The organism is Corallococcus sp. CA054B, assembly GCF_003611625.1.
In the GTDB taxonomy this organism is placed as follows: domain Bacteria; phylum Myxococcota; class Myxococcia; order Myxococcales; family Myxococcaceae; genus Corallococcus; species Corallococcus coralloides.
Window position 1 is genome coordinate 1 of record NZ_RAVY01000249.1, and the last position, 12,751, is coordinate 12,751.

The window sequence follows — 12,751 nt, forward strand, 5'->3', positions numbered from 1 at the left end:
CGCCGGGGCGGGGGACGGCGGGGGTGAGGACGCCGTGGAGCTGGTCCTCCGCGTCCCGCCAGGACAGGGAGAGCAGCTCTCCCTTGCGCTCGACCTTGATCTGATCCGACGCGGGGGCCGCGTCGGCATGCAGGGCCAGCAGGCAGGTCATGACGACCCACCCCAGCAAGGAGGTCGTGTGGCTTTGCCTCATGGACCGCTGTCCCCTAAGATGCGCTGCCCTGTCACCCTTCACTGAGCCCGCTCCCCCCGGGGAGTAACCCGGGATGAACCCTCAAGCATTCGGGAAATACCAGCTCCTCAAGAAGCTCGCCACGGGCGGCATGGCCGAGGTCTGGCTTGCGCGTCAGACCGGAATCGAGGGCTTCCAGAAGGAACTCGTCGTCAAGCGCATCCTCCCGCACCTCGCGGAGGACCGCGAGTTCGTGGAGATGTTCAAGAACGAGGCGCTGATCGCCGCGCGCTTCAACCATCCGAACATCGCGCAGGTCTACGAGTTCGGCGAGGCCAACGGCACCTATTACATCGCCATGGAGTTCATCCACGGCGAGGACCTGGGCCGGGTCATGCGCAAGGCCAGCGGGATGAACCAGTGGATCGCCCGTCCGCTGGCCATCCGCATCGTCGCGTCCGCGTGCGAGGGCCTCTACTACGCGCACAGCCGCAACGACGACCGCGGCCAGCCGCTCAACGTGGTGCACCGCGACATCAGTCCGCAGAACATCCTGATCAGCTTCGATGGTTCGGTGAAGCTGGTGGACTTCGGCATCGCCAAGGCCGCGGATCAGGCCTCGATGACGAAGTCCGGCGCCATCAAGGGCAAGTTCGCGTACATGGCGCCCGAGCAGGCCGCGGGCAAGCACCTGGACCGGCGCGCGGACATCTTCGCCATCGGCCTGGTGCTGTACGAGATGCTCACCGGGCACCGGCCGCTCAAGAAGGACTCGGAGCTGGCCACGCTGCAGGCGGCCATGGAGTGCGCCATCCCGTCCCCGTCCGAGGTGGCCGACGTGCCCCGGGACATGGACCACGTGGTGATGCGCGCCCTGGCCAAGAGCGCGGATGACCGCTACGACAACGCGCGCGAGTTCCAGACGGCGCTGGAGGAGCTGCTCGTCAACGAGCGCTGGCTCGTCACCTCCGGCCAGATTTCGGAGCTGATGAAGACGCTCTTCGCGGAGCGTCTGGAGGAGGAGCTCCGGCAGGGCCAGTTCGTGCCCGTGGGCGAGGACTCCAACACCTCGCCGCCCCGGCCGCCCCCGGACATGAGCTGGGAGGCCCCGCCGGGCGAGCCTTCGCAGTCGCGCGACCGCTCGCGCAGCAACGCCACCCGCACGGGCGTCGCGCCCCGCCGCTCCACGGGCATGTCGCCCGCGCTGGCGGAGGATCCGAACGAATACGACGCGCCGTCGCTCACCGGCGTGGAGCCGCAGCCCCGGCGCCGCTCCAGCGTGTCGGAGCCGGCGGTCCGGCGCGGCACGTCCACGAGCAACCCCAACGCGACGCAGATCGCCCGCACGAACTCGCGCTCGGACCTGCGCAGCCAGTCCCTGGACGACGTCCCACCGCCCCGGCGCACGGCGTCGCGCGCGGTGCCGGTGTCGGAGCCGCCCATGCGTTCGCGCTCGGGCGTGCACCGCATGGAGCTGGAGGACGACGAGCGCACGCGCCTGCCGCCCCCGGAGGATGATCCGGAGACGGAGCCCGCGCCCGCGCCGCCGCCCCCGCGCCGCCGCACCAGCACCAGCCAGTCCGCGGTGGAGCCGCCGCGCCGCCGCACCTCCAGCCGCGTGGACGCCCCGCGCACGCGCCCGGCGGCCCCGCCGGTGGACGACGAGGACTCCGGCGAGCGCCGTCCGTCGCGCTCCAGCGCCCCCGCGCTCCCGGAGCCGGCGAGGTCCAGGGGCGGCAGCGTTCGCGCGCTGGTGACGGTGGGCCTGGTCGTGGGCCTGCTCGCGATGGGCGTGCTCTTCCGCGAGCCCATCATGCTGGCGCTTACGTCCAAGGCGGCGGATGCGCAGGGCGTGTGGCTCACGGTGAACACCAACCAGCCGGTGAAGGTGTCCGTGCGGCACACGGAGCGCTGCAACAGCCCGGAGCCGGTGACGATGCTGGGCACCGCGCCGCTCACGCGCGTGCAGGGCGCCCACCTGCAGGACACGCTCATCCTGGAGAACGACGCCCAGGGCATCTACCTGGAGGACTCGGAGGAGCTCGCGTTCGGCCAGCCCGGTGAGCTGAAGACCTTCGAGCGCAGCTTCAAGGAGGGCACCCTCAAGCTGAAGATCACCCCCAAGGGGATGACCTCGGGCCTGACGGTGTACCGGAACAACCAGATGATGGGCAGCGCCAGCACCACGCTCAAGCTGATGGAGGGCAAGCAGCGCCTGGAGCTGCGCGGCAAGCAGCTCAAGGAGCCCGTCGCCTTCGAGGCCACCATCAAGGCCGACGAGACGACGGACCTGCCGCTGGACCTGGCCTCCGCGCTCTAGTAGCGCGGCAGGGCAGGGTCCACGGTGCGCGAGTACAGGTCGATGCCGCCCTGGAGCGACACGGCCTGGAGGCCCCGGTCGATGAGGTACGCGGCGCCGTCCAGGCTGCGCACCCCGTGGTGGCAGTAGACGACCACGGGGCGGCCCCGGAAGGACTCCAGCTGCTCGTGGAAGTCCTCCAGCTCCGGCAGGGGCATCAGCACCGAGCCGGGCAGGGCCACCCACTCGTGCTCGTGCGGGAAGCGCACGTCCACCAGCACGGGGCGTGACTCGGGAGGGCCGGCCAGGCGCCGGGCCAGCTCGGCGGGGGTGATTTCAGGGATGGGCATGGGGGTTATCTTCTGTTGAGCCGGGAAGGGGCCCGTCAGGTCCCTTGGCTTTTCGGGCGCCAGGGCGTTATGAGGCGCCGTCTACGAGGAGATTGAAGCACATGGATACTTCTACCGCCGTCACCGGCTCCACGCCGGCCTCCCAGCCCGCCGCCTCCGCGCCCGTCGTCCTGACGGCCGCCGCCATCGCCCAGGTGAAGACGGTCATCCAGGCCCAGGGCTTCCAGGGCTACTTCTTCTCCATCCGCGTGGTGCCCTCCGGCTGCAGCGGCCTGGGCTACGACCTGAACCTCGTCAAGGAGACGAAGGCCGGCGACCAGACCTGGGAGCAGGATGGCGTCACCATCGCCACCGACGCGCTGAGCGCCCAGTACCTCACGGGCACGCACATCGACTACGTCACCAGCATCACCGGCGCGGGCTTCAAGTTCGAGAACCCCAACGCCAAGTCGTCCTGCGGCTGCGGGACGTCGTTCACCACCTGATCCGCTGATTCAGGGTGGAGGAAGGGCCGGGATGGGACGCCAGGCAGGCGTGCCCCCGGCCCTTCGTGCGTTCAGGCGCCGGCCACGGGCTTCATCACCTTCATCCAGTTCTGCTCGCCCCGGCCTCGGTTGCGGCGCTGGGCGCGGCGGGCCTCCGCCTCCTGGAAGGCCTGGCGCTCCGCGTCCGACTCCAGGAGCAGCGGCGGCACGGGCACGCCCTTGCCGTCCTGGCCCTGCGCCACGAAGGTGAGCAGCGCGCTGGTGGTGAGGTGCCGCTCACCGGTGAGCGGGTTCTCCGCGTGCACGGTGACGCCCACCTCCAGCGAGGTGCGGAATGCCGCGAGCACGCGCGAGTGGAGCAGGGCAATCCAGCCCACGCGGATGGGGGCGTGGAAGTACAGGTCGTCCATGGACGCCGTCACCACGACCTGGCGGCAGTGGCGCTGGGCGGCCACGGCGCCGCAGATGTCGATCCACTGCATCACCTTCCCGCCGAACGCGGCGTTCAGGTTGTTGGCGTCCGGAGGGAGGATGAGCTGCGTCATCACCACTTCGGAGTCGCGCGGGCTCTTGGGGCTGAGGTCGTGCATGGCGCCGCGGAGCGTCGCACGAAACGGCGCGCTGTCAGGCCAGGAATGCGGAGACGCGGTCCATGAACTCCTCGCGGCCCGCGCCCTTGCGGATGTCCGACTTGGAGACGTCCACCACCAGGCACTCCACGCCGTACTTCTCCTGGAGCACCTGGGGGAAGCCCGCGTAGTAGCCGTTGAGGCCCTTGAGGAAGGGCCGCCCGATGCCCTTCTCCTCCGCGCGGCCGCGCGTGCGGATGCGCTGGAGCAGCACCTCCTCCGACGGCACGTCGAAGCAGATGACCTTGTCCGGCCGCACGATGTGGCGCGACAGCCGCTGGAAGTACTCGTAGTACAGGTCCAGCTCCGCGTTCGTCATGTGCCCCAGGCCATGCAGGTACTTGGCGAAGATCTCCGGGTCCTCGTAGAGCGTGCGGTCCTGCACGCAGCTCTTGCGGACGGAGTGGATGAGCTCGTGGTGCTCCACGCGCCGGATGAGGAACTCCAGCTGCAGCGTGAACGACCACCGCGTCATGTCGCCGTAGTAGTCACGCAGGAAGCGGTTGTCGATGACGGGCTCGTCGAAGAGTTCGAAGCCGAAGCCCTGGCTGATGAGCTTCGCGGCCGTCGTCTTGCCCGCGCCGATGTTGCCCGCGAGCGCCACGAAGCGCTTGGCGCGCGGCACCTTCACCTTGAGCTTGAGGGTGTTGCGAGCCGGCTTCGTTTCGGCGTCGGCGGGGGGCGGCGCCTTGGTCGAGGGCTCGGTGCGGGACGTCGCCGGACGCGCGCGGGTGGTGGAGCGGGGCATGGAGTCCGAAGGCTTAACCCGGCTTTCCAGGGGCGTCCATTCGCTGGCGGAGCAGGTCCGGCCGGTCGGTCATGATGCCGCCGATGCCCTCCTGGATCAGCCGGTCCATCTCCGCCGGATCATCCACCGTCCACACGTTGATCCACTTGCCGCGCTCGGCCGCGGCCTTGAGCAGCACGTCGTCCACCAGCCGCACCTCGCCGAAGTACAGCGGCATGTCGAGCACGCTGTAGCGCGCGTCCTCCGGAGGCGTCTCGCCCGCCTTGAGCGCCAGGACGAACGCGGCCAGCGCGTCGCGCGGGTAGAAGTGGCACGCGTCGGGTAGCTCTTCGTAGAGCCGCTCCGCGATGACGTCCTGCTCGCTGCCCAGGCACACGCGGCCCAGGGCCGCTTCCTCGGTCAGCAGGCGGGCGAGCACGGCTTCCGCGCCCGGCACGTCCGGCTTGAGTTCCACGTTGAGGCGCAAGGCAGGGAAGGCGCGCAGCACCTCGCGCAGTGTTGGCAGGCGCACGCCCTGGCCTCGGAAGGGGAAGGTGCGGCCCTCGTCCGGCGTGAAGCGGTGGCCCGCGTCCAGCTTGCGCAACTCCGCCAGCGTCAGCGCCGCGAGCGGACCTTCCCCGTCGGTGCAGCGCTCCAGCGTGTCGTCATGCGCGACGATGACTTCACCATCGCGCGACAGGTGCACGTCCAGTTCCAGCATGTCCGTGCGGTGCGTGTGGACGGCGCGCTGGAAGGCCTCCAGCGTGTTCTCCGGCGCGAGCAGCGCTCCGCCGCGGTGCGCGATGTGGAGCGTGGGCTTGAGCCCATTAAGAAATGTGTCGCGCGGCAGCATGATCCACCTATTCCTGAATTGACGATGATGTCACGGACAGGGCCTCGGTCCGTTCCTTGCCGGCCCTACTGAGCCACCGGTATAAGGGCCTGAATCCTCAGCCCGACCGGCGTCGGACTTCAACCACCTCGGCGCCCTTCACCTCCCCCGGAGAATCTCAAATGGAACTGCGCACGAAGCTGGGCGCTGCGGCCCTCCTGGCTGCCGCGGCGATGGCCACCGCGGCCGGCTGTGGCGGTCGTGACGACGACAACCCCACTCCCACTCCCGACGCCGGCTGTACGGGCGTCTGCAGCACCGACGCGGGCACTGACGCGGGCACCGACGCGGGCACGGATGCCGGCACGGGCGACGCGGGGTCCACCGCCAACCAGATCGCCGCGACGCGCAAGCTGTCGTTCAGCACCAAGGCGACGCTGCGCAACGTGGTCGTCTCGGGCATCCACTACGAGAAGCTCAGCGATCAGGGTAACGGCGCCTGGCGCTCATACTTCTGGGTGACGGATCCGGCCTCTCCGAAGGAGGGCCTCTTCATCCACAAGTTCTACACGGACACGCCGGAATCCTATCGCCCGCAGATTGGCGACACGGTGGACATCGAGGGCGTCTTCGGCACGGAGCCGAACTACGAGCCGTTCAGCGGCCGCCGCCACCACCTGGCCAACCAGCGCGCGTTCAACGGCGCCCCCGCGGTGCCGCTCGCCATCACGCCCAAGGTCGTTGACGCGGGCGTCGACGCACGGCCGCCGGCCAACGAGGTGACGGTGGAGGAGCTGCAGGCGTCGCTCGCGGTGGCCCAGAACAGCGCGGCCTACCTGGGCACGCGCGTGCACCTGGCGGGTCCGCTCACGCTGACCAACCCGCAGCCCACCCAGTTCATGCGCCTGGACAACGAGGACGCGGGCACCATCCACTACGGCTTCGAGGTCACCGGCGGCATCCTCGTCTACCACGACAAGACGCGTGACCGGTCCGGCGACGGCGGCACCCGCTGCGACTTCCAGAAGGCGGCCCTGGATGGCGGCGCGGTGACCTTCCCCAACGGCATCACCGGCGTCTGGGACACCTACACCTTCGCGCCCTGCGAGAACGGCAGCTCCGACATCACGGGCTGCGGTGACAACAGCTCGGACAGCGGCGTGCCGGGCATCACCGACAAGCGCTACACCTACACCATCATCCCGCAGGGCTGCGAAGACCTGCCGGGCGAGGTGGACGGCGTGGCCTTCCCGTAATCCGCCTTCCGCCTGACGCTTTCCCCGTCCGCCTCCCAGGGCCCCATGCCCTGGGGGGCGGTCGTGTTTCAGGGGCCCGAAAGTTCGCGTGGCCCGCGGGGCCTGCCTAGAGTCCGGCGCCGGGCGGGTCGGACGGCTCCCCCCGGGGCGGGAATGCAGGTAGGCTCCGGACACGCTTCAAAGTTCCACCCGCGGCCCGCACCTTCCACGTCCTTGAGCTCGCCCCAGACGGCCACCCCGTTCGGAAAATACCTGCTCATCAAGCGCCTCGCGCTGGGTGGGATGGCGGAGCTTTTCCTGGCGCACAAGCCGCCGGATCCGACGCTGGTGGTCATCAAGCGGATCCTCCCGTACCTCTCCGAGGAGCCGGAGTTCGTCCAGATGTTCCTGGACGAGGCGCGCATCGCCGCCCAGCTCCATCACCCCAACATCGTGCAGGTGCACGAGCTGGGGATTGAGGGCGACAACATCTTCATCTGCATGGAGTACGTGGAGGGCGTGGACCTGCGCCGCGTGCTCGCGGAGGAGTTCAAGTTCGGCGCGTCCATGCCGTACGGCGTCGCGGCGAAGATCTGCGCGGCCATCGCCGCGGGCCTGGACCACGCGCACTTCAGCCGCGGCGTGGATGGGCGCCCGCTGGAGCTGATCCACCGGGACGTCTCTCCGCAGAACGTGATGATCTCCTACGACGGGCGCGTGAAGCTCGTCGACTTCGGCATCGCCAAGGCCGGCGCGTTCATGGAGCGCAGCAAGCCGGGCGTCATCAAGGGGAAGTTCCTCTACCTCTCCCCCGAGCAGATCCTCCAGGAGCGGTTGGACCACCGGGCGGACATCTACGCGCTGGGGGTGATGCTCTACGAAATCACCACCGGCAAGCAGCCCTTCCACCGCCCCACCACGGAAGGCATCCTCTACGCCATCCGCTACGAGGAGGCGACGCCGCCGCACCTGGTGCGCCCGGACTACCCGGAGGCGCTGTCGCGCATCGTGATGCGGTGCCTGGTGAAGGACCGCACGCTGCGCTACCAGCGGGCCTCCGACGTGCGCGACGACCTCCAGGCGTTCCTCGCGTCCGGCGTGCTCAAGCAGAGCCTGGACGTGGCGCAGTACATCGCGCGGCTGCTGGGGGAGAAGGAGGAGCGCACCGTGCTCCACATCCCCCCGGCGAAGCGCGCGGGCCGGCACGAAGCCACCCTTCCGCTGCCGTCGCTGCGCACGCCGCTGCCGCCCCCGGTGCCGGACCTGCCGGAGGACACCGCCGCGCGCACGCTGCCCCTGGCGGACGCGGAGGACACCGCCGCGCGCACGCTGCCCCTGGCCGACGTGGAGGACACATCGTCGCGCACGTCGCCGCTCGACGAGGACACGGGCGCGCGCACCCTGCCGCTGGGCGGGACGGCGTCGCAGCCGCGAGGGCCCTCGGCGCTGACGCCCGTGGGGCTGGTGGCCCGGCCTCCCGCGCGCAGGCCCACGGCGGAGGCCGCGGCGCTGCGCGCCTGGGACGCGGAAGAAGGAGAGCCGGAGACGCAGATGGCGCGGCCGCGCGACCTGCCCTCGGGCCACGACGACGATGATGATGACGGCGAGTCCACCGCCGTCGGGACGATGCCCGGCGCTCCCTCGCCTCGCCGCCACCTGGAGCCCGTGTTCGAGGCGGAAGCCTGGGACGAGGAGGAGGCGCAGGACGAGGACGACGAGGGCGACTCCACCGTGCCGCTGCGCGCGCGCCGTCCGCGGCCCGTCGCGCCCACGCCCGCACCGGCGCGGCGCGGCGCTCCGGAGGTCACCGCGCGCTCCGGATCGGGAGAGCGGGGTGGGGGAGACCGTGCGCGGCGTCCGTCGTCCGGCGTGGCCATGCCTCGCGGGGCGGGTGCCGGGGATGATCCGTTCGCGCCCACCGCGCGTCGCACGCCGGAGGGACGTGCGACGACGCCGCCACCTGGCCCGCGCCGGCCGGGCATGGCGTCCTCCAACGATGGCCGCTCCGAGCCGTTGTCCTCGGGCCCTCGCCGCATGGGCGACGATGGCCGCTCCGAGCCGTTGTCCTCGGGGCCTCGCCGCATGGGCGATGATGGCCGCTCCGAGCCGTTGTCCTCGGGCCCCCGCCGCATTGGCGACGACGGCCGCTCCGAGCCGTTGTCCTCGGGCCCCCGCCGCATGGGCGACGACGGCCGGGGGTCGCAGCCTCCAGGCCCGCGCCGGGGGGCCTCCGCGTCCAGCGACGCGAACCGCTCGGCCCCGTCCGGAAACCCCGGGGCTCGCAACGTCCGCCCTCCGCCACGGCCGTCACCCGAGGACGACGAGCGCTTCAACACCGACCCGGGACCCTCCGCGGTGAGCCTCACGGACCCGACGCCCGTCACGACCGGAGACCCGGACGACGACGAGTCCACCATCGGGTTCCAGGCGCCGCGAAGGCCGCCGCCCCGGCGGCCCGTGCGCGCGCCCGTAGACGTGGACGAGGCCTACGACGACGAGGGGCCCGACACGCTCGACGCCTCCCGGTCGGCCCGGCGCTCGCGCGCCATCGTGGTGGTGGCGGGCGTGGTGCTCGTGGCCGTGCTGGGCCTGGGGCTCGCGTGGATGATGGGCCTCTTCGGTCCGGAAGCGCAGGCCCCCCCCGAGCCCATGAGGGGGCCTCCGACGGGAGGCCCGGCGCGGCCCGGTCCCCAGGGAACGGCCCCCGTGAAGGCGCCCACGCCACCCGCTCCAGTTCCGGCCGAAGCCGCGCCGCCGAAGTCCGCTGAACCCGCCCTCGCGGACACCGCCGCGCGGCAGCCCGTTGAACCCGCCCTCGCGGACACCGCCGCGAGCCCGCCGGACGCAGGACTCGCGGTGGCCGCGGCGGGCACCGAACCCGCGGCCCCGCTGGCCGTAGCGACAGCGGCCCCGGCCGAGCTCCCACCCCCCGCCACCGTGGAGGTCCGCTTCGAGGCCCCGGTGCACACCGTGCTCGGCCGGCCGGGGGGCGGAAAGCTGCCCATCAACCAGGTGGTCGCCCTGGCTCCCGGCCCACTCCGCGTCCAGTACACCTGCCCGGGAAGACGTGCACCTCGGGGCATCGAGACCTACAACGTCCGACCTGTAACCGGGGAACTCCAGACGCTCCGGGTCCCATGCCGCAGGCGGCGCTAATTGGCACGGCGACTTACGCGTATGCGGCATCCGCACCCCCCGGAGGACACGTAGGACCGGGTACGCTTGAGTGCCCTTAAGTCGTTGGAATTCCTTGGCTTTCCACCAAGCGGGCGCGTTTACACATGTCAGAGGGGTCCGTAGACTCCGGCCCCTCTATGGCTCGCGCGAAGAAGCAGAAGAACATCAACCGACAGAGGACCTACCCCGCGGGGAGGGTGGCCCGGCAGCTCCCGGTCGCCCCAGAGCCCAACCGACTGGTGAAGGTGTGGCGGCGCGTGTTGGAGCGCCGGCTGCGCACGAGGCTGCGGGGGAAGGTGGCGGTGGAGATCCACGACAACACCCACACGATGCTGACGTTCCAACGCCAGCGGGCGCTGTGGCGGCTGAGGCTGCACCACATGTTCCTGGCGGCGCCGGACGACGTGCTCCAGGCGCTCGCCAGCTTCGTGCGCAAGGGGGACCCGGACGCCAGCGCGCTCCTGGACCGCTACATCGAGCGCAACCGCATCTTCATCCGCCGGCTGTCCCCGGCGCAGATGCGCAAGCGGCTGCGGCTGTCCCCGGTGGGGCGCTACCACGACCTGGCCCGCATCTATGAGCGGCTCAACGAGCGCTACTTCCAGAGCCGCATCGACGCGGCCATCACCTACGGGCCGGCGCCCCGGGTGAAGGGGCCTCGCAAGAGCATCAAGATGGGCTCGTACTCGGCGGACTCGAAGGTCATCCGCATCCACCCGGCGTTGGATCAGCCGCTGGTGCCCCGGTACTTCGTGGAGTGGATCGTCTTCCACGAGATGCTGCACCACGTCTACCGCGCCCGCCGGGGCGAGGACGGCCGGCGCTGCATCCACCCGCCGGAGCTGATGGAGCACGAGAAGCGCTTCCACGACTACCAGCGGGCGCTCGCCTGGGAGCGGGAGAACCTGGACCTGCTCCTGTGCGCCCGCACGGAGCCGCTCTGACGCAAGCGGGCCCGCTCCCGGGGCGTTCTCCGGGACGCGGGCCCACCTGACGGCGCCTCCTGACGGCTCAGGGGCACCGTCAGGGCAGGATGAGGCCGCCGGGGCTGCGCCGCTCGCCCGTAGGGGCGGCAGGAGGCGCCTCGGGGGCCGGAGCGCCCTGCGCCGCCTGGGCCTGGGCACCCGCCGCGGCCAGGACCACGACCTTGGCGAAGAGCGTCTCCGCGAAGAGCGAGAAGGGCTCGTCGAGCCCGTGGAAGAGGCGCCGCGCCTCGCCCCTCGCGACGTCCGCCTGGAGGGCCCGCGCGGTCGTGTCGAAGAAGGCCGCCATGCGCCACAGGCGGCGCGCGTAGCGCTGGCGCACCTCCGGGGTGAAGAAGGCCTTGGCCGCGTCCAACACCTTCTGCCGCACCTGTTGCTGGCGCTGGGGCCCGCTCAACGCCAGCGGGCTGGAAGCCAGCGCCTGCACCTGCTCCATCAGGCTCCGCACCTCCGCGTCGGGCGGCACCCACTCGGCGATCTCCGGCGTCACGTGGAGCTGATCTCCCTCCAGGGCGCGGCGCACGTCGTCGGGCTCGGGGGTGGGGAGGGGCTCGGGCTCCTGGGGCTGGACCCCGTGGTGGCGCAGCGCGGCCTCCAGGTCCGGCGGGAAGGGCGTGCGGGTGCGCAGGTTGAGGGCCGCGGCCTCGGCGAGCAGCCGGGCCCCCTCCTCGCGGGAGACCTCCATGCCGAAGCCGTTCTTCAGCCCGTGCTTGAGGATGCGGCGGATGTCCCCGCGGCTCTGCTCCGTGCGGGTGAGCTCCAGCACGCCCTGCTCATCCGACGCGATGACCTGGAGCAGCTCCACGCCGCCGCGCACCACGCGCGTCAGCAGCAGGCCGTACTGCCCCGCCGACGACACCACCGTCACCAGCGTGGGCAGCGTCTCCGGGGCCGGAGCCGGGGGCGCCGCCTTGGGCTCTTCCGGAGGGGTGACGCCGCGCGAGCGCAGCCGGTAGAGCGCCTTCTTCGCGGCCTTGGCCAGCGGCTTCACCGACGAAGCGGACAGGGCCTCCGGCAGCGCCACCTGTCCCGCCAGCACGGCGGCCTCCAGCACCGCGCCCGCCAGGGCCTCGGGCAGGGCCTCCACGGCCGGGACGGACGCGGAGCCCACGTCGTCCGCGAGCTTCCGGGCCTGGGCGACGTCCGCCTCCGGGTAGGCGGGCAGGGGCGTGCCGGCGCGCAACGCATCCAGCAGGGGACGGGGCTCGGTGGAGGCAGGGCTCATGCGCCGGTTTCTACTTCACGCCCTACCGCCGCCGCACCAGCCAGCTCCCTCCGCTCTGTCCCACGATGACCAGTTCCGACTGGAGCCGGGCGCCGAAGACGCGCGACGGATGCGCCCCGCGCACCAGGAAGTGGTCGTACCAGCTGCCCTGCGTCGCGTAGTTCATCTCCTGCGGCCGCCACTCGGAAGGGAAGGTGGGGGGCACCTCGCCCCGGTAGCGCAGCGGCGAGTGGGGCGTGGTGGCGAAGGTGAAGTTGGGCACCCCGCCGCGCTCGCGCGCCACCACCGCCGCGGCGTGGATGAAGACGGGGAAGCGCACCACGCTGGAGCGCGGGTCGAACACCAGCCCCATCACCTTCGGCCGGTTCGCGGCCAGGTCGGACAGCGCCTCCAGCTCGCGGGCCTCCTGGGAGAAGCGCTGGAAGCCGCGCCCCATCACGAAGGCCAGCAGCAGCGCGCCCGCCGCCGCCGCGAGCCCCAACGGCCGCCGCCAGTCCGCGCGCGCGGCCGGCATGCTCGCCACCAGCAGCGCCGCGGCCAGGTGCGCGTAGCGCGTGTTGAGGTAGTAGACGTAGCCCCGGATGTCGAAGGGCAAGAGGAAGTACAGCGCCAGCGCCAGCACCCCCAGCCCCAACAG

The 12,751-nt window shown here is 71.5% G+C and carries 10 protein-coding genes and 1 pseudogene; 5 read left to right on the plus strand and 6 right to left on the minus strand.

Annotated elements, in window-relative coordinates; genetic code table 11:
* Window positions 1-266: 266 nt before the first annotated feature.
* Window positions 267-2,492, plus strand: a complete 2,226-nt coding sequence (locus D7V80_RS36710) for a serine/threonine-protein kinase (RefSeq protein WP_120592507.1) — start codon at window positions 267-269, stop codon at window positions 2,490-2,492.
* Here the strand turns inward: D7V80_RS36710 and D7V80_RS36715 are convergent.
* The gene (locus tag D7V80_RS36715; RefSeq protein WP_120592508.1) at window positions 2,489-2,821 is read right to left on the minus strand and encodes a rhodanese-like domain-containing protein; all 333 of its coding nucleotides are present in this window, start codon (window positions 2,819-2,821) and stop codon (window positions 2,489-2,491) included. The genes D7V80_RS36710 and D7V80_RS36715 overlap by 4 nt on opposite strands.
* A 101-nt stretch (window positions 2,822-2,922) precedes the next feature.
* Here D7V80_RS36715 and D7V80_RS36720 point away from each other — a divergent pair, with 101 nt between their 5' ends.
* The gene (locus tag D7V80_RS36720; protein ID WP_014398246.1) at window positions 2,923-3,306 is read left to right on the plus strand and encodes an iron-sulfur cluster assembly accessory protein; all 384 of its coding nucleotides are present in this window, start codon (window positions 2,923-2,925) and stop codon (window positions 3,304-3,306) included.
* Window positions 3,307-3,377: 71 nt separating this feature from the next.
* On the opposite strand, the gene D7V80_RS36725 is transcribed toward D7V80_RS36720, so the two are convergent.
* Genes D7V80_RS36725 through D7V80_RS36735 form a run of 3 tightly spaced genes read right to left on the minus strand, consistent with a single transcriptional unit; the run spans window position 3,378 to window position 5,515 of the window.
* A complete protein-coding gene (locus D7V80_RS36725; RefSeq protein WP_120592509.1) occupies window positions 3,378-3,896 on the minus strand; it encodes an acyl-CoA thioesterase in 519 nt (172 codons plus the stop codon).
* A gap of 34 nt (window positions 3,897-3,930) precedes the next feature.
* Window positions 3,931-4,683 (minus strand): deoxynucleoside kinase, encoded by a 753-nt coding sequence (locus D7V80_RS36730; protein ID WP_120592510.1) that lies wholly within the window; start codon window positions 4,681-4,683, stop codon window positions 3,931-3,933.
* 13 nt (window positions 4,684-4,696) lie between these two features.
* Window positions 4,697-5,515, minus strand: a complete 819-nt coding sequence (locus D7V80_RS36735) for a glycerophosphodiester phosphodiesterase (protein WP_120592511.1) — start codon at window positions 5,513-5,515, stop codon at window positions 4,697-4,699.
* 161 nt (window positions 5,516-5,676) lie between these two features.
* On the opposite strand from D7V80_RS36735, the gene D7V80_RS36740 reads away from it, so the two are divergent.
* From D7V80_RS36740 to D7V80_RS36750, 3 genes are all read left to right on the plus strand, one after another.
* Complete coding sequence (locus D7V80_RS36740; protein WP_120592512.1) at window positions 5,677-6,750, plus strand: hypothetical protein; 1,074 nt, start codon at window positions 5,677-5,679, stop codon at window positions 6,748-6,750.
* 213 nt (window positions 6,751-6,963) lie between these two features.
* Window positions 6,964-9,885: a protein kinase gene (locus D7V80_RS43210; RefSeq protein ID WP_233585997.1), complete on the plus strand. Its 2,922-nt coding sequence runs from the start codon at window positions 6,964-6,966 to the stop codon at window positions 9,883-9,885.
* A gap of 158 nt (window positions 9,886-10,043) precedes the next feature.
* Window positions 10,044-10,850, plus strand: a complete 807-nt coding sequence (locus D7V80_RS36750) for a hypothetical protein (RefSeq protein WP_370452603.1) — start codon at window positions 10,044-10,046, stop codon at window positions 10,848-10,850.
* Window positions 10,851-10,929: 79 nt separating this feature from the next.
* On the opposite strand, the gene D7V80_RS36755 is transcribed toward D7V80_RS36750, so the two are convergent.
* Entirely contained in the window at window positions 10,930-12,114 is a 1,185-nt protein-coding gene (locus tag D7V80_RS36755; protein ID WP_120592513.1) for a hypothetical protein, read from the minus strand.
* Between the two features lie 22 nt (window positions 12,115-12,136).
* Window positions 12,137-12,751 (minus strand): annotated as a pseudogene (locus D7V80_RS36760) (hypothetical protein); the annotation flags it as partial.